A 16,387-nucleotide genomic window follows, 5' to 3' on the forward strand; every position below is an offset into this window, starting at 1 on the left:
GGAATACAGGGAATGGAAGTAATTCGTACCCGCGCGCTGCGTGGACCAAATCTGTGGAGCCACCACACCGCGATCGAGGCCATCGTCTCCTGCACGCCGGAGGAAATGGCAGTCGACAAGCTGGAAGGCTTCGAAGTGCGCCTGCGCGCACGCTTCCCGCGCATCGCCCAGCTGCAGCCGGATGGCCATGCGGACGCCGTGCCGATGGTGCATGTGCTGGAGCTGACCGCACTGGCCTTGCAGGCCGAAGCGGGCTGCCCGGTGACTTTCAGCCGCACCACGCCCACCCTGGAAGAAGGCATTTTCCAGATGGTGGTGGAATACACGGAAGAAGAAGTGGGCCGCCTCGCCGTTGAGCTGGCGGAGAAGCTGATCAACGCCGCGCTGAAGGATGAACCGTTCGACCTGAACGCCGCGCTGACCGAACTGCGCGACCTGGACGAGGACGTGCGCCTTGGCCCGAGTACCGGCGCCATCGTGCATGCCGCCGTGGTGCGCAATATTCCTTACCGCCGCATGACCAGCGGCAGCATGGTGAGCTTCGGCTGGGGTTCGCGCCAGCGCCGCATCCAGGCTGCCGAAATGGACAGCACCAGCGCCATCGCCGAATCGATCGCGCAGGACAAGGAACTGACCAAGAAACTGCTGGACGCCGCAGGCGTGCCGGTACCTGTCGGCCGTGTCGCCGAGGATGCGGAAGACGCATGGAAGGCAGCACTGGAAATCGGCCTGCCGGTGGTGGTGAAGCCGAAGGACGGCAACCAGGGCAAGGGCGTTACCGTCAATGTGACCACCAAGGAGCAGATGACGGCCGCCTTCAACACGGCGCGCGAATTCCGCGACGATATCCTGGTCGAACGCTTCCTCGCTGGTCACGACTACCGCATGCTGGTGATCGGCAACAAGCTGATCGCCGCTGCGCGCCGCGATCCTCCGCATGTGGTGGGCGATGGCGTGCACTCGGTGCGCGAGCTGGTGGAGATCGTCAATGCCGACCCGCGCCGCGGCAGCGGCCACGCTACTTCGCTGACCAAGATCCGTTTTGACGATATCGCGCTGGCGCGCCTCGCGCTGCAGGGCCTGCAGGCGGATTCGGTTCCGCCGCATGGCCAGCGCGTCATCCTGCGCAACAACGCCAACCTGTCGACCGGCGGCACTGCCACCGACGTGACCGACGACGTGCATCCGGAAGTGGCCGCACGCGCCGTGGAAGCGGCGCAGATGATCGGCCTCGATATCTGCGGCGTGGACGTGGTGGTGGACAGCGTATTGCGTCCTATCGAAGAACAGAACGGCGGCGTGGTGGAAGTGAACGCCGCGCCCGGCCTGCGCATGCACCTGTCGCCGTCCTACGGCAAGGGCCGTCCGGTGGGCGAGGCGATTATCTCCGCCATGTTCCCGGAAGGCGACGATGGCCGCATTCCCGTGATCGCCGTTACCGGCACCAACGGCAAGACCACGACCGTGCGCCTGACCGCGCACATCCTGGCCTCGAGCGGCCTGCGCGTGGGCATGACCAATACCGACGGCGTCTACATCAATGGCCGCCAGACCGACAGCGGCGACTGCTCCGGCCCGCGCAGCGCGCGCAATGTGCTGCAGCATCCGGATGTGGATGCGGCAGTCTTTGAAACCGCGCGCGGCGGCATCCTGCGCGAAGGCCTGGCGTTCGACCGCTGCAAGGTGGCGGTAGTCACCAATATCGGCGCGGGCGACCACCTCGGCCTGAACTACATCACCACGGTGGAAGACCTGGCGGTGCTGAAGCGCGTGATCGTGCAGAATGTGGACAAGAACGGCATGGCCGTGCTGAACGCGACCGACCCGATCGTGGCCGCAATGGCATCGAGCTGCAAGGGCAGGATTACCTTCTTCGGCGCGGACAAATACCATCCGGTGGTGGCCACCCATATCGCCCAGGGCAAGCGCACGGTGTATGTGGAGAACGGCCAGCTGGTGGCGGTGGAAGGCAAGTTCGAAGAACGCATTGCGCTGGCGGACGTGCCGATCACCCGCGGCGGCGCCATCGGCTTCCAGGTGGAGAACACCATGGCGGCGGTCGCGGCGGCGTGGGCCGCGGGCATCGACTGGCAGTCCATCCGCCTTGGCCTGGCCACCTTCACCACGGACAGCCATAACGCGCCGGGCCGCTTCAATGTGTTCGACTACCGCGGCGCGACCGTGATCGCCGACTACGGCCATAACCCGGACGCCATGCTGGCCCTGGTGCAGGCGGTGGAAGCCATGCCGGCCAAGCGCCGCCTGGTGCTGATCTCCGGCGCCGGCGACCGCCGCGACGAAGATATCCGCCAGCAGACCGAGATCCTCGGCAAGTCCTTCGACGACGTGCTGCTGTACCAGGACCAGTGCCAGCGCGGCCGCGAAGACGGTGAAGTGATCGCGCTGCTGCGCGAGGGACTGGCGGGGGCGCCGCGCACCAGCTACGTGGATGAAATCGACGGCGAATTCATCGCTATCGACAAAGCACTGGCCCGCCTGAAAGACGGCGACCTCGCGCTGATCCTGGTGGACCAGGTGGAAGAAGCGCTGGCCCACCTTTCCAAACGCATCGCCGAAGGCTGATACGAATAACCCGCCTGAAGGCGGGTTTTTTTATGCTGCCAGCGAATCGCGCACTGATGGCGCTATCCGCGCCGTGCCGCCGTCCACCAGCAGGGGCGGGAACACGCGTTTCTCCGCCTCGCCGCCATTCGATTCGATCAGCGCCGCCAGCATGTCTGCGGCGGCCTGCGCCATCTTCTGGATCGGCTGGCGCATTGTCGTGATGTTGTAGCTCGGCCAGCTGGCCGCTTCCACCGCATCGAAACCGGTAATCGACATCTGGCCCGGCACATCGATGCCCAGCTCATGGCGCGCGCACTCGATGCAGCCGATCGCCATCAGGTCGTTGCCGCACATGACCGCATCCGGCGCATGCCCAAGCCGGCTGACGATCTCGCGCAGGCCACGCGCTCCGCTGGCATAGTCGAACTGCCCGGTCGCAATGACAGGGGGCGGCAGCCCGATCTCCGCCAGGTATTCAAGGGCGCCGCGCCGGCGTTCGCTGGCGATAGGCGATTCTTCAGGTCCCGTGATAAGGCCGAAACGGCGGTGGCCGGCCGCAGCAAGGTGCGCCGCCATCAGGCGGCCCGCTTCGTACTGGTCGCAGAACACCGAATTGACCTGTTGTTCGTGCAGGTTGCGGTTGAAGACCACCAGCGGCACCTGGCGGCGTTCGAACTCCTGCACCTGCTGTTCGCTCAATGCGGCCGCGGCGATCACGCCGTCCACCTGGTATTGCCAGACGCTGGAAAGGATCTGCTCGACGTCGGATTCATGCTGCGTGGTGAACAGCAGCACGCGTTTGCCGCGCCGCGTAATCTGCTGGCTCAGTTCCGCCAGCGCGCCCGGATGGTAGAGGATGACGAAATTCGAGATGATCAGCGCCACCATATTGGAGCGCCGCGTAATCAGGCTGCGCGCGGCGGCATTGGGAATATAGTCCAGCCCCGCGGCGGCCTTCATCACGCGCGCGTAGGTCGATTTGGAGACACTGGCGCCCGGCTTGAAGCAGCGCGACACGGCGGATTGCGATACTCCTGCGAGCAGCGCCACATCATAGGAAGTGACGCGGCGGTTTTCACGCAGGATGGCGGCCTTGTGTTCGGCCGCGGTGAGCGCTGGTTCGGGCTTGGTTTTTCTCATGTCTCGGTGAAGCGCGCCTGGCGGCGCTATGGGCCAGCAGGGCCAGCGGGCGTTCGTTTTTCTTGTTGAGCATACCTTTCATCTTACTTGATGGCAATTATTTCTCGAATTCAAGGAATGAACTGTCGCGTGCGCGCGACCGTGGCCTTGCTAGCCGAACAAGAATGCCAGCGCGCATACGATTGCCAGCAGCAGGGGCAGGGCAGCGGCGGCCCGACGATAGCGGCGGCGCTGGAGATGATGCAGGCTGGAGTGGTGGAGTGAGTCGGGCTTGGCCATGGCGCTCTCCCTTCGAGGCAAATGAGCAGCTTAGCGCCGTCCGCCATGCCGGTTTTTGATCGCGAACAAGCCGCTCTGCTAAAATACCGCCCCTTTAGCGAAACAATCGAGGACACCTGTTGATGGGCAACGCATGCGGCGTCGATTTCGGCACTTCCAATTCCACCATGGGATGGGTGCGTCCGGGCCAGCAGACCATGCTGGTGCTGGAGGAGGGCAAGCCGACCCTGCCGTCCGTGGTGTTCTTCAATGCCGACGACGACGAGGTGAGCTACGGCCGCGCGGCACTGGCAGACTACCTGGCCGGCTACGAAGGCCGCCTGATGCGCTCCCTGAAAAGCCTGCTGGGCACCAGCCTGATGGATGGCCAGACCGAAGTGGCCGGCCGCTCCCTGTCCTTCCGCATGCTGCTGGCGCAGTTCATCGGCGAGCTGAAACGCCGTGGCGAACAGGCGGCCGGCCGCAGCTTCGACTCGGTGGTGCTGGGCCGCCCGGTGCACTTCATCGACGACGATGCGGTGGCCGACAAGGCCGGTGAAGACACGCTGGCGGAGATCGCGCGCTCGGTCGGTTTCCGCCATATCGCCTTCCAGTACGAGCCGATTGCGGCGGCATTCGATTATGAATCGCAGATCGACCGCGAAGAGCTGGTGCTGATTGCCGACATCGGCGGCGGCACGTCGGACTTCTCGCTGGTGCGCCTGTCGCCCGGCCGCGCCATGAAGCCCGAGCGGCGCGACGATATCCTCGCCACGGCGGGCGTGCACATCGGCGGTACCGATTTCGACAAATACCTGAGCCTTGCGGCCGTGATGCCGCTGCTCGGCTACGGCACGCAGCTGCTGAGCGGGGTGGAAGTCCCATCTAGCTACTACTTTAACCTCGCCACCTGGCACACCATCAACCTGGCCTACACGCGCAAGATGACGGCGCAGCTGGCGGAGCTGGTGCGCGATGCGAAGGAGCAGGACAAGATGCAGCGCCTGCAGGCCCTGATCGAAGACCGCGCCGGCCACTGGCTGGCGATGCAGGTGGAAGAAGCGAAGATCGGCCTGTCGTCGGAGGACAGCGTGGTGCTCGACCTTGACCGCCTGTCGCCGCCCGCAGCGCTGGATGTGCCGCGCCAGCTGTTCGGGCGCGCGATCAGCCACCTGGTGGACGATGTGGGCAATACCGTTACCGGCATGCTGGCCGATGCCGGCGTGAGGCAGGAACAGATCGATACCATCTTCTTTACCGGCGGTTCAAGCGGCGTGGGCCTGCTGCGCGAACGTATCGGCGCCGTTGTGCCATCCGCGCGCAAGGTCGAAGGCGACCTGTTTGGCAGCATCGGCGCCGGACTTGCGCTCGACGCCGTACGCAAGTTCGCATAAGGAAGCATATGCTGGGCAAACCTATCGTCATGCTCGACTTCGAGACCACCGGCCTGTCGCCGGACATGGGCGACCGCATCACGGAAGTGGCGGCGCTGCGCATTGCCGATGGCAGGGTGGTGGAACGTTTTGTGTCGCTGGTGAATTGCGGCGTGCGCATTCCGCCGTTCATCACCAGCCTGACCGGCATCTCGCAGCAGATGGTGGACACGGCGCCGCCCGCATCGGAAGTGGTGCCGCAACTGCTGGAATTCATCGGCGGCGATGCGTTGTCGGCCCATAACGCCAGCTTCGACGAGAAATTCCTGAAAGCGGAAAGTGCGCGCCAGGGCCTGGCGCCCTTGCACGAAGCGACGGTCTGCTCGCTCAAGCTGTCGCGCCGCGTCTTCCCGAAACTGCCGAGCTACAAGCTGGGCCAGCTCAGCGGCCAGCTGGGTATCCGCTTCCGCAGCGCGGCCCACCGGGCCGAATCGGATGCGGAAGTGGCGGCGGAAGTACTGCTGCACATCGGCCGCCATATCGCGCAGCGCTACGGTATTGCGAGTGTCGATCCCGCGCTGCTGGTGTCCGTCAACAAGCTGGCGGCGGCCAAGGTGGATGCCTGGCTGCTGAAGCAGTCGCCGCAACCCGGCTGAGTCCGCAGCATTTCCCGAAGCCCGCCGGCAGAGCGGGCTTTCTTTTGAGGTCCCTCAAACGGAGCAGCATATCGGTAGTTAAAATTTAAACAACATCGACGTGCTGGAGAGGGGGAGCTGGCATGAAGAATCAAGACTTGGATGAGGACCGGGGCAGCTTCGCCTGGTTCCTTGAGGCAGCGGAACAGGGCGATGCCTATGCCCAGTTCAATCTGGCGCTGCTCTACAAACGCGGCTGCGGCGTGATGGAAAACGCGGCCGAAGCGTTCAACTGGATGCGCCAGGCGGCCGGTCAGGGGCTGGCCTTCGCGCAGAACCATCTCGGCGCCATGTACTACGGCGGCGCCGGCGTCAAACAGGACGATGCCGAAGCCGTGTTCTGGTTCCGCAAGGCGGCGCGGCAGGGCGATCCCTCCGCGCAGCAGAATCTCGGCACCATGTACCGCAAAGGGCGCGGCGTGCCGCAGAGCGATGAAATGGCGGCGAGCTGGTTCGGCCGCGCCGCCGAGCAGGGCGCGGCAGGCGCGCAGAATTTGCTGGGCGAGGCCTATCTGCAGGGGCTGGGCGTGCCGCGCAACTATCCGCTGGCCATGGCATGGTTCCGCAAGGCGGCGCTGCAGGACGATCCGGTGGCGCAGCTCAATGTAGGCTTCATGTACCGCCATGGACATGGCGTTACGCAGAGCGATGCACATGCCGTGTCCTGGTACCGGCGCGCGGCCCTGCAGGGGCATGCGGTGGCGCAGCGCCATCTTGGCGTGGCCTATGCGGAGGGGCGTGGCATTGCGACCGATCTTGAAGTGGGCTTCTCCTGGCTGCAGCGCGCGGCGGAGCAGGACGACGCGGACGCGCAGTTCAATGTTGGCGTGATGCTGGCCAACGGTTACGGCTGCACGCGCGACGACACCGCAGCCGCCCGCTGGTATCACCGCGCCGCGCAGGCCGGGCACGTGATGGCGCAATACAATCTCGGCGGCATGTATGCGCATGGGCGCGGGGTGGAGCGCGACGCTGCGTCGGCGCTGGCCTGGTACCGCAAGGCGGCCGAGCAGGGCGCGGCGAATGCGCAGTTCAACGTGGGCGTGATCTATGCGAACGGCCACGGTGTGCCGCGCGACGATGTGCGCGCGGCGGCCTGGTACCGCTTCGCGGCGGAGCAGGGCGACGCCAGCGCGCAGAATAATCTCGGGGTGATGTACGCGAACGGGCAGGGCGTGCCGCAGGACGATGCGGAAGCGGTGCGCTGGTACCGCAAGGCGGCCGAGCAGGGCCACGCGCTGGCGCAATACAACCTCGGCGGCATGTACAGCCACGGGCGCGGCGTGGCGCGCGACCCGATCCGTTCCTATATGTGGATTACGCTGGCAGCCGAAGCCGGCGACCAGACCGCCAGCAGCAACCGCAAGCTGATCGAAACCCGCCTCACCCGCGAGGAACTCGGCTCCGCCCAGCTCCTCACCCGCCGCTGGCGCGACACTCACCGCGCTTGAGCTTCCCCAACGCTGCCGCGGTCCGCTTCCTCTAGAGTCTGCTTATTCCACTCTGGAGGAACGTCATGTCCCAGTTCTACAAATACTTTCGCGAAAACATGCTGGCACTTGGCCTGCCTGCACCCGAGTCCCTGTATGCAAATCAAGGGCTGGTGGTAGGTCATGTCGAGACTTTACTCGCGGCGCTCAAGAAGTTTGGAAGGAATGCAACCATGGGAGAGCTGATTGGCGCGACCACAGGTTTGGAAAAGCTGGCTGTTGGACACACTGTGTGGGCGAGCTATTACATTGGCGCGGTCATTGGCAGCATGGCGGTCGCCACTGGCCGCTCGCTTGCAGGCGGAACTTCGCTCGCCGACGTGCTGGAATTGGCGCTCAGGACGGGAACTCACCGGCCCTGGCTACAGTCTACTCTTATGCGGTGGCCGGGCATCTTCGATGCAAGTGTTGGCAGCCGCCATATGTACGTGCAGATTGCGAGGCGGGCATGAAAGATTCTGTTCTTCTATTGGTATCGGGTGTCATCTGTGCCGCATCAGCAGCACTGTTCTGGCGAATTTTCGATGTTTACGGTTTTGGCATAATTATGTCGGTGATCGTATTGACGCTCACAATCGACAACGCTCGATTGCGTAGACAGTTGCGTCAGCACGACAAGCCGACATAGGCCAGGAAATGAAAGATTCCATCTACCTGCTCTTGACTGCATTGGTGTGCGCCGGCATAGCGTGGGCCTTCTGGTATTTTCTGGGGGAGACTGCGACCCAGGCATTTGCCGGCGCCACGCTTCTGGTCACGATTGGCGAGAACCTTCGGTTGCGCCGCAAGGTGAAAGCATTGCAGGCGAGGCTGCTTGAGCGCGACTAACGGCCGGGGCCGTCGCGGCGGTCGAGAAAGAGGCTGTTGCCGTGGATTTTCTTGGCCTGTTTCTTGGCTTCGGAAGCGGAGGTGGCGATCTGGTGGTGCGAGTAATACTGGCGCGGCGCCACCTTGATGACCCCGAGCGAAAGGCTCATCAGGGAATAGAATACCTTCTTGCCCTGCCGGTCTTCCGAGATGTAGCCGCCGCGCTCCCGGTCCTCATTGCTGTAGAACTCCGTCACGCAGGCCGCGAATTCATCGAGGATGGCGCGGCAGCGTTCTTCCCAGTCCTCGCTCTGGAACAGGATCATGAAATCGTCGCCGCCGATATGGCCCACGAAATCGCGGTCGCGGTCCGTATGGCTGGTGAGGATGCGGCCGGTGATCTGGATGACGTCGTCGCCGCGCCGGTAGCCGTACACGTCATTGAAGGGCTTGAAGTGATCGAGGTCGCAGTAGCAGGCCCAGAACTTCGTGCCGCTCTGCAGCAGCCGGTCGATATGTTCATTGATCGGCACATTGCCCGGCAACTGCGTGAGCGGATTCGCGTAGCGTGCCGCGTTGATCTGCATCTGCGTGATCTCGCGCATCAGGTCGTGCCCCGTGCCCATGCCAAGATAGCGTCCGCGGTCCGTGATGATGAAGCCATTGAACAGGTGGTGCGCGTCCGACTCCACCATGCGGAAGGACAGGTCCTGCAGGCTGGTGGACTTGTCGGCGACGAGCGGTTTGCTGTCCATGAACTGCTTGCAGGACTTTTTGCCATACAGCTCGCGCTGATAGGGCCGCGCGAAATGGTCGATCATCTCGAAACGCGAAATAAGCCCCAGCGGCTTGTCGTTCTCCACGACCGGAATAATCAGCAGCTTCGGGTCGGCCAGGAAGATGTCGTAGACATCGTTGTTGTTCATCGTCGGCGGCACGGCTGCCACCTTGTGCAGCAGCTTCATTATGCTGGCCGTCTGGTTCTCCGCAGTCTGCTGCGGATACACCGACACTCCGTTGCGGCTTAATGCCTTCGCCACCTCAGCCGGCAGCGCCTTCGCCGGATTCGCATGCGGCCGCCCGAGGTGATAGCCCTGCGCAAACGCCACGCCCAGGTCGCGCAGCACCAGCAACTCGGCCTGCTGTTCGATGCCTTCCGCGATGACCAGCGTGTTCGACTTCTCCGCGATCTCCTGGATCGAGCGCACGAACTGCAGCTTCACGGGATCGCTGTTCACGCCCTGGATGAAGTGCATATCCACCTTCACATACTCCGGGCGCAGCTCCGACCACAGGCGCAGGCTGGAGAAGCCTTCGCCCAGGTCGTCAATCGCAATTTCGAAGCCGAGTTCGCGATAGTGCAGCACCGCATTGCGCATCTGCTCGTAATCGTATGTGGGCTGGTTTTCTGTCAGCTCGATCACCAGCTGGTCCGGCTGCAAGCCCGCCTGGCGCACGATTTCCAGCGTATGGCTGAGCTTGCCGTCGCGTTGCGGCAACAGGCATTCGGGACTGACGTTCAGGAAAAGCTTGCCGGGCAGGGCCAGCTCGGCGAAGCGTTCCAGCACCACGCAGCGGCACAGGAACTCCACTTCCTGCGTCAGGTTCAGCGTCCGCGCGGCCTGGAACAGGCGCAAGGGAGAGTGCAGGGGGCTGTCCGATGGGCCGCGAATCAGCCCCTCATACCCGATGATTGTCCCGGTCTGCATCTGCACGATGGGCTGGAACAGGGCGCTAAGTTGCCGTCCGGCCAGGATCTGCTGCAGATGCCCGCCAAGCTGTTCGTCTGCCACCGCCCCATTGGGCTGGGCGGGAGTGCTCAGATAGCTTATATTGGCGAGGTTCACAATCATGGTCTCAAATTAACAATCGTTTCTATGATAGAAATGCTTTATGACAGCTTGATGAACACAGGCAGCAAGTTTTGCAGTTAAACTACGTTTGTCCATATCCTTCAGCCAATAAACGCCACAATGCCGACACGACTCGCCGCCCTGTTAACACTGATTCCGGCATCTGCTGCCTTCGCTTCGGGCGTCACGGTTCAACTGAGCGACGCGGCGGGCAAGCCGATCCAGGACGCCGTGGTCTACGTTGAGGCCGAGCCGGGCCAGGCTGTGCCGAAAACCATGAAGCCGGCGGAAATCGCGCAGAAGGGGCTCAAGTTCATCCCGACTGTTACCGTGATCCAGACCGGCAGCCGCATCTCCTTCCCGAACAACGACCGCGTGCGCCATCACATCTACTCGTTCTCGCCCGCGCACAAATTCGACCAGAAGCTGTATTCCGGCACCACGGCCGAGCCGCAGACCTTCGAGAAGCCCGGCGTGGTGGTCCTCGGCTGCAATATCCACGACAAGATGGTGGCTTACGTGCGCGTGGTGGATACCCCGTTCTTCGCCAAGACCGATGCCAAAGGCATGGCGCAGGTGGACATGCCCGCGGCTGGCGGCAAATACATCGTGAAGGCCTGGCACTACGATATGGTGGCAAGCCAGCCCGCGGAACAGGCGGTTGCGGTGAAGGCGGGCGACGCCATGACGCCGGTCGCTTTCCGCATGCCCATGAAGCCGCCGAGCCTCGATAACGAGCCTTCGCCGTTCAGCAATTACTGAGGCCATGATGCGTTTCCGTAGCCTGGAAAGCCGGATTGTCACCCTGTTCCTGGTGCTGCTGGTGGTGGTGCAGGTAGTGGGCCTGCTGGTGATCCAGCGCGGCATCAATTCCAATGCACGCAGTTCCATCAGCTCCGAGCTGGTGAACGGCACCAAGGTGTTCAGCCGCCTGCTCGAACAGAATGCTCAAAGCCTGCGTTTCGGCGCCCGCCTGCTGGCGCGCGACACGGCCTTCCTGGCCGCCATCGGCAACAACGACGAAGACGACCGCGCTACCATCGAATCCGCGCTGGACAACAGCGCGCGCCGCATCAAGGCATCGGCCTCCATGCTGGTCAACTCCGAGCGCCAGATCTCCGCATCCACCGGCGTGCGTTCCAACGGCCTGGAAAAGCTGGTGCTCAGCATGCTGGACGAGGCCGAACAGTCCGATGGCGCCAACGGCATCGCCATCGTCGAGGGCCGTCCCTACCAGGTCGTGGTAATGCCGGTGAAGGCCCCGATCACGATCGGCTGGGTGGTGATGACCTTCCCGATCAACGAACAGCAGGTCGCCGAGATGCGCCAGATTACCGGCGTGCATACGACTATCCTCACGCGCGACCCCAAAGGCCAATGGCTGGCCGCAGCGAGCACCATGTCGCCCTTGCAGACTGGCGCCTTGCTGGCGCAGTTGCAGACGATGCCGCATCCGGCGCCGGAAACCTTTGACGCCGATATCGATGGCGACAAATACAGCGCACGCCTGATGCCGGTGGGCGAAGACGATGGCCACCGCGCCGTGGTGGTGCTGAGCCGCTCGATCGATGAGGCGACTGCTGAGTATTCGCGTCTCGAACACTGGCTGATGGCGCTGACGGTGGCGGGCATTATCGTGTCCGCGATCGCCAGCGTGCTGACCGCCAAGCGCATTGCGCAGCCCCTGAGCGAGCTGGCGCAGACCGCCAAGCGGCTGGAGCAGGGCGATTACAAGGTGCAGATCGAATCCAAGCGCGGCGACGAAATCGGCGCACTGGCGCAGGCCTTTGACAGCATGCGCAACGGTATTGCGAAACGCGAGCAGGAGATCCGCCATCTCGCGTACTGGGACACGCTCACCAACCTGCCGAACCGCGCCCAGTTCCTGCTGCTGTTGAACGACTCCATCGCCGAAGCGCGCGCGCAGGACGGCAGCGTGTTCGTGCTGATGATGGACCTGGACCGCTTCAAGCACGTCAACGACGTGATGGGCCACAGCTTCGGCGATGCACTGCTCAAGCAGGTGGCGGGGCGGCTGCAGCTGCAGCTGGCTAACCGCCATGACCTGGCCGCGCAGGTGGCGCGTCTCGGCGGCGACGAGTTTGCGGTGCTGCTGCCGCGCTCCAGCCTGGACCAGGCCATCGTCATCGCCGCGGAAATCCTGGCGGCGCTCGAAAGCCCGCTGTCGCTGGACGACCAGATGGTGGACCTGGGGGCGGGCCTTGGCATTGCAGGCTATCCCGAACATGCGGAAGACGGTGAAGCCCTCCTGAGCATGGCCGAAGTGGCGATGTATACCGCCAAGCAGCGTAACGACGGCGCCGTGGTGTATGACGCTTCCTTCGACAAATCGAGCGCGCAGAGCCTGTCGCTGCTGACGGAACTGCGCAACGCGGTGGAGCGCAATGAGCTGCGCCTGTTCGTGCAGCCGAAGATCACGCTGGGCAGTGGCGCCGTGGTAGGCGTTGAGTCGCTGGTGCGCTGGGTGCATCCGGAACGCGGCAATGTGTTCCCCGACCAGTTCATTCCCTTCGCGGAGCAGACCGGCTTTATCCGCGTGCTGACCCAATGGGTGCTGGAGCAGTCCGCGGCGCTGTGCCACGCACTGGCGCTGCAGGGCGTGCACCTCAAGGTGTCGGTGAACCTGTCCACGCGCGACCTGCTGGACCAGGACCTGCCATCGAAGTTCGCCGCCATCCTGTCGCGGCACCAGGTATCGGCAGGATCCTTCTGCCTGGAGATTACCGAGAGCGCCATCATGGACGACCCGGTGCGCGCCCAGCAAACGCTGGAAGGGCTGCACGCCATGGGCTGCGACCTGTCAATCGACGACTTCGGCACCGGCTATTCCTCGCTGGCCTACCTGAAACGCCTGCCGGTCGATGAACTGAAGATCGACAAATCCTTCGTGCTCAATATGGAGAACGATATCGGCGACACGAAGATCGTCCGTTCCACCATCGACCTTGGCCACAATATGGGCCTGCGCGTGGTGGCGGAAGGCATTGAAAGCGAAGCCGTATGGCGCCTGCTGCGCCAACTGGGATGCGACCAGGGCCAGGGCTACTTCATGAGCCGCCCGATGCCGGCCGACCAGCTGGCAGGCTGGGTGCAGCAGTGGCGCGCGCCGCAGCACGAGGCCAGTCTGGCCGAATAAAAACTGCCGGAAGGGCCTTGCTTGCCTTTCTTATTCGTTGCAAATCCGGCTATGATCGTTCGCGAATCGCCCATGTGGAGGCGGTATTTTCAGACACGGACAATCATGCAACTTCGACGCGCTACCCTCGCACTGACTTTGCTCGCCGCCTTCGGCGGCAGCGCCATGGCTCAATCCTGCCCGGCCGGCAGCAGCACCATCAGCTATCCAGGCACCAGGAAGGTGGACCAGCAGGATAACTATCACGGCACCATGGTGGCGGATCCATACCGCTGGCTGGAAGACGCCAACAGCGCCGAGACCAAGGAATGGGTGGACCAGCAGAACAAGCTGACCTACGGCTACCTGAATGAGATTCCTGCGCGCGCCGCCATCAAGCAGCGCCTGACCAAGCTGTGGAACTTCGAGCGCTACTCGGTGCCTTTCAAGGAAGGCGGCCGCTACTTCTACAGCCGCAACGACGGCCTGCAGAACCAGTCCGTGCTCTACACGATGACGACGCTGAACGACACGCCGCGCGTGCTGCTCGACCCGAACACGCTGGCCGCCGACGGCACGGTGGCGCTGGCCGGCGTGGCAGTGAGCCCGAACGGCAAGTACCTGGCCTACAGCACGGCCGCATCCGGCTCCGACTGGAACGAAATCAAGGTGCGTGACATCGAGAGCGGCAAGGATGTGGCGGACCACATCAAGTGGGTGAAGTTCTCCAACACCGCATGGGCGCACGACGGCAGCGGCTTCTATTACAGCCGCTACGACGAGCCGACCGAGGCGCAGCGCCTGTCCGGTATCAACTACTTCCAGAAGGTGTACTTCCACAAACTGGGCACGGAGCAGGCCAAGGATGTGCTGGTCTACGACCGTCCTGACCAGAAGGAATGGGGCTTCAGCGCCAAGGTAACGGACGACGGCCGCTACCTGCTGATCAACTCCTCGCAAGGCACGGAAACCCGCAACCGCGTGTTCTTCAAGGACCTGACGAAGAAGGACAGCAAGGTCACGGGCCTGCTGGAGGGCTTCGATGCGTCCTATGAATTCATCGACAACGACGGCGCAGTGTTCTACTTCGTCACGGACAAGAACGCGCCCAAGTCGCGCATCATCGCGATCGACACGCGCAAGCCGGCCCCGGACCAGTGGAAAGAGATCGTTCCCGAAGCGGCGCAGACGCTGACCAGCGCGAACATCCTGAACAACCAGTTGGTGGTGAACTACCTGAAGGACGCGCACAGCGCCGTCAAGGTATTCGACCTGAAGGGCAAGGAAGTGCGTGATCTTGCGCTGCCCGGCCTGGGCTCCACGGCGGGCTTCTACGGCAAGCGCGGCGACGGCGAAACCTTCTATTCCTACACCAGCTTCACCACGCCGACGGCCATCTACCGCTACGACATGAAGACTGGCCAGAGCAGCATCTACCGCCAGCCGAAGGTCGATTTCGACCCGAACGCCTACGAAACACGCCAGGAATTCTTCACCAGCAAGGACGGCACCAAGGTACCGATGTTCATCGTATCGAAGAAAGGCCTGAAACTGGACGGCAGCAATCCTACCTACCTGTATGGCTACGGCGGCTTCAACATCTCGCTGACGCCAACCTTCTCGGTGGCCAACCTGGCATGGGTTGAAATGGGCGGCGTGTACGTGATGGCCAACCTGCGCGGCGGCGGCGAATACGGCGAAGCGTGGCACAAGGCCGGCACCAAGCTGCAGAAGCAGAACGTGTTCGACGACTTCATCGGCGCGGCGGAATGGCTGATCGCAAACAAGGTGACGTCGCCGGCGAAGCTGTCGATCGGCGGCGGCAGCAACGGCGGCCTGCTGGTTGGTGCGGCGATGACGCAGCGTCCGGAGCTGTTCGGCGCCGCGCTGCCTGCGGTGGGTGTGATGGACATGCTGCGCTTCCACAAATTCACCATCGGCTGGGCCTGGACCTCGGACTACGGTTCCTCGGACAACGCCGACGAATTCGGCGCGCTGGTGAAATACTCCCCGCTGCACAACATCAAGGCAGGCGGCTGCTACCCGGCGACGATGATCACGACGGCCGACCATGACGACCGCGTGGTGCCTGCACACAGCTTCAAGTTCGCGGCGGCAGCGCAGGCCGGGCAGGGCGGCGCAGCGCCGATCCTGATCCGCATCGAAACGAAGGCGGGCCACGGCGCCGGCAAGCCGACCTCCAAGCAGATTGAAGAAGTCGCCGACCGCTGGGGCTTCCTCACCCGCGCCCTCAACATGAGCGCCCCCGCTAGCGCAGTTGGTAGCCCATAAGCTGACACCTTGGGGTCAGGCACCGTATGTCATGTGACACGGAGTGCCTGACCCCATGGTGTCAGTCAGCGGTGGATGACGACGAGGAGGGCTTTGGCTTCGGTTTTGCCGGGGTTGCGGATGGCGTGGGGGTGGTCGGCCGGGTAGCGCGCGGTGCCGCCGTGCTTGACCTTCTTGCGGTCGGGGCCCACCTCGAGCTCCATCGTACCGTGCAGTACTGTCAGGTGCTCGCTGGTGCCGGGATCGTGGGCTTGCGATACCAGCTCGCCGCCCGGCGCCAAGGTCAGTTCGTACCATTCGTGCTTGCCGGCCAGCTCCATCGGCCCGAGGATGCGCAGCACGTAGCCGGCGTGGTTGCCGGGCAGGGTGGGAGTCTCATGGGCGTCGAGCACTCTTATCGTTTCGACATTCTTTTCGCCGTCCGCCAGCAGTTCGCTGATGGCCACGCCCAGGGCATTGGCCAGGCGCCAGGTAATGGCAATGGTCGGATTGGCCTTTTCACGCTCGATCTGGGACAGCATCGACTTCGATACCCCCGCGATCCGCGATAGATCTTCAAGCGTCAGGCCGCGCGCCAGGCGCAGTTTCTGCAGGGCCGCCCCGACTTCGGGCGGGGCATTCGGTGAAATAGCTGGTTTCATGCTTGCAAAGTTCAATAAGCTTATGTAGGATTCGTTATATTGAACTTGAGTTCAAAATAGTGGAATCCGGAGCGGTTATCGAAAAAGGAGTAAACTTTCGAAACCTGTTCTGTGTTGAAGCACGGTACAACATAGGC

13 protein-coding genes are annotated in these 16,387 nt (G+C 63.3%); 10 read left to right on the forward strand and 3 right to left on the reverse strand.

Translation table 11 applies throughout. The annotated features are described in order from the left end of the window. Positions 1 to 12: 12 nt before the first annotated feature. Positions 13 to 2,583 carry a cyanophycin synthetase gene (gene cphA / locus ACJRPG_RS08260; RefSeq protein ID WP_407999585.1) on the forward strand — a complete coding sequence of 857 codons (2,571 nt, stop codon included), beginning with the start codon at positions 13 to 15 and terminating at the stop codon, positions 2,581 to 2,583. A gap of 30 nt (positions 2,584 to 2,613) precedes the next feature. Here the strand turns inward: cphA and ACJRPG_RS08265 are convergent, their stop codons facing one another. Next, positions 2,614 to 3,705 carry a LacI family DNA-binding transcriptional regulator gene (locus ACJRPG_RS08265; protein WP_407999586.1) on the reverse strand — a complete coding sequence of 364 codons (1,092 nt, stop codon included), beginning with the start codon at positions 3,703 to 3,705 and terminating at the stop codon, positions 2,614 to 2,616. A gap of 129 nt (positions 3,706 to 3,834) precedes the next feature. Here ACJRPG_RS08265 and ACJRPG_RS08270 point away from each other — a divergent pair, with 129 nt between their 5' ends. The 6 genes from ACJRPG_RS08270 to ACJRPG_RS08295 all read left to right on the forward strand — a co-directional run bounded on the left by ACJRPG_RS08270 (position 3,835) and on the right by ACJRPG_RS08295 (position 8,349). Beyond that, positions 3,835 to 3,969: a hypothetical protein gene (locus ACJRPG_RS08270; protein WP_407999587.1), complete on the forward strand. Its 135-nt coding sequence runs from the start codon at positions 3,835 to 3,837 to the stop codon at positions 3,967 to 3,969. 137 nt (positions 3,970 to 4,106) lie between these two features. Then, positions 4,107 to 5,357, forward strand: a complete 1,251-nt coding sequence (locus tag ACJRPG_RS08275) for an Hsp70 family protein (RefSeq protein WP_407999588.1) — start codon at positions 4,107 to 4,109, stop codon at positions 5,355 to 5,357. Between the two features lie 8 nt (positions 5,358 to 5,365). Then, complete coding sequence (locus ACJRPG_RS08280) at positions 5,366 to 5,992, forward strand: 3'-5' exonuclease (RefSeq protein WP_407999589.1); 627 nt, start codon at positions 5,366 to 5,368, stop codon at positions 5,990 to 5,992. A gap of 122 nt (positions 5,993 to 6,114) precedes the next feature. Next, positions 6,115 to 7,482 (forward strand): tetratricopeptide repeat protein, encoded by a 1,368-nt coding sequence (locus ACJRPG_RS08285; RefSeq protein ID WP_407999590.1) that lies wholly within the window; start codon positions 6,115 to 6,117, stop codon positions 7,480 to 7,482. Positions 7,483 to 7,547: 65 nt separating this feature from the next. Further along, positions 7,548 to 7,973 (forward strand): hypothetical protein, encoded by a 426-nt coding sequence (locus ACJRPG_RS08290; protein WP_407999591.1) that lies wholly within the window; start codon positions 7,548 to 7,550, stop codon positions 7,971 to 7,973. 184 nt (positions 7,974 to 8,157) lie between these two features. Continuing rightward, positions 8,158 to 8,349, forward strand: coding sequence for a hypothetical protein (locus tag ACJRPG_RS08295; RefSeq protein ID WP_407999592.1), 192 nt, complete (start codon positions 8,158 to 8,160; stop codon positions 8,347 to 8,349). Here ACJRPG_RS08295 and ACJRPG_RS08300 read toward each other — a convergent pair. Next, complete coding sequence (locus ACJRPG_RS08300) at positions 8,346 to 10,181, reverse strand: GGDEF domain-containing protein (protein ID WP_407999593.1); 1,836 nt, start codon at positions 10,179 to 10,181, stop codon at positions 8,346 to 8,348. The two genes, ACJRPG_RS08295 and ACJRPG_RS08300, sit on opposite strands and share 4 nt — an antisense overlap. A gap of 120 nt (positions 10,182 to 10,301) precedes the next feature. Between ACJRPG_RS08300 and ACJRPG_RS08305 the strand changes: the two genes are divergently transcribed. The 3 genes from ACJRPG_RS08305 to ACJRPG_RS08315 all read left to right on the forward strand — a co-directional run bounded on the left by ACJRPG_RS08305 (position 10,302) and on the right by ACJRPG_RS08315 (position 15,609). Further along, a complete protein-coding gene (locus ACJRPG_RS08305) occupies positions 10,302 to 10,943 on the forward strand; it encodes a methylamine utilization protein (RefSeq protein WP_407999594.1) in 642 nt (213 codons plus the stop codon). A 7-nt stretch (positions 10,944 to 10,950) separates the two neighbouring features. Continuing rightward, positions 10,951 to 13,338, forward strand: coding sequence for a bifunctional diguanylate cyclase/phosphodiesterase (locus ACJRPG_RS08310; RefSeq protein WP_407999990.1), 2,388 nt, complete (start codon positions 10,951 to 10,953; stop codon positions 13,336 to 13,338). A 105-nt stretch (positions 13,339 to 13,443) separates the two neighbouring features. Further along, entirely contained in the window at positions 13,444 to 15,609 is a 2,166-nt protein-coding gene (locus tag ACJRPG_RS08315) for a prolyl oligopeptidase family serine peptidase (protein ID WP_407999595.1), read from the forward strand. 65 nt (positions 15,610 to 15,674) lie between these two features. Here ACJRPG_RS08315 and ACJRPG_RS08320 read toward each other — a convergent pair whose 3' ends face one another. After that, positions 15,675 to 16,250 carry a helix-turn-helix domain-containing protein gene (locus ACJRPG_RS08320; RefSeq protein ID WP_407999596.1) on the reverse strand — a complete coding sequence of 192 codons (576 nt, stop codon included), beginning with the start codon at positions 16,248 to 16,250 and terminating at the stop codon, positions 15,675 to 15,677. Between the last annotated feature and the right edge of the window lie 137 nt (positions 16,251 to 16,387).

Source organism: Pseudoduganella rhizocola (assembly GCF_045984285.3).
Taxonomy (GTDB): domain Bacteria; phylum Pseudomonadota; class Gammaproteobacteria; order Burkholderiales; family Burkholderiaceae_D; genus Rugamonas.

Bases quoted from the DNA above. Each gene is read 5' to 3' on its own strand.
- cphA (WP_407999585.1), top strand. From the start codon at position 13: ATGGAAGTAATTCGTACCCGCGCGCTGCGTGGACCAAATCTGTGGAGC.
- ACJRPG_RS08265 (WP_407999586.1), bottom strand. From the start codon at position 3,705: ATGAGAAAAACCAAGCCCGAACCAGCGCTCACCGCGGCCGAACACAAG.
- ACJRPG_RS08275 (WP_407999588.1), top strand. From the start codon at position 4,107: ATGGGCAACGCATGCGGCGTCGATTTCGGCACTTCCAATTCCACCATG.
- ACJRPG_RS08280 (WP_407999589.1), top strand. From the start codon at position 5,366: ATGCTGGGCAAACCTATCGTCATGCTCGACTTCGAGACCACCGGCCTG.
- ACJRPG_RS08285 (WP_407999590.1), top strand. From the start codon at position 6,115: ATGAAGAATCAAGACTTGGATGAGGACCGGGGCAGCTTCGCCTGGTTC.
- ACJRPG_RS08290 (WP_407999591.1), top strand. From the start codon at position 7,548: ATGTCCCAGTTCTACAAATACTTTCGCGAAAACATGCTGGCACTTGGC.
- ACJRPG_RS08295 (WP_407999592.1), top strand. From the start codon at position 8,158: ATGAAAGATTCCATCTACCTGCTCTTGACTGCATTGGTGTGCGCCGGC.
- ACJRPG_RS08300 (WP_407999593.1), bottom strand. From the start codon at position 10,181: ATGATTGTGAACCTCGCCAATATAAGCTATCTGAGCACTCCCGCCCAG.
- ACJRPG_RS08305 (WP_407999594.1), top strand. From the start codon at position 10,302: ATGCCGACACGACTCGCCGCCCTGTTAACACTGATTCCGGCATCTGCT.
- ACJRPG_RS08310 (WP_407999990.1), top strand. From the start codon at position 10,951: ATGCGTTTCCGTAGCCTGGAAAGCCGGATTGTCACCCTGTTCCTGGTG.
- ACJRPG_RS08315 (WP_407999595.1), top strand. From the start codon at position 13,444: ATGCAACTTCGACGCGCTACCCTCGCACTGACTTTGCTCGCCGCCTTC.
- ACJRPG_RS08320 (WP_407999596.1), bottom strand. From the start codon at position 16,250: ATGAAACCAGCTATTTCACCGAATGCCCCGCCCGAAGTCGGGGCGGCC.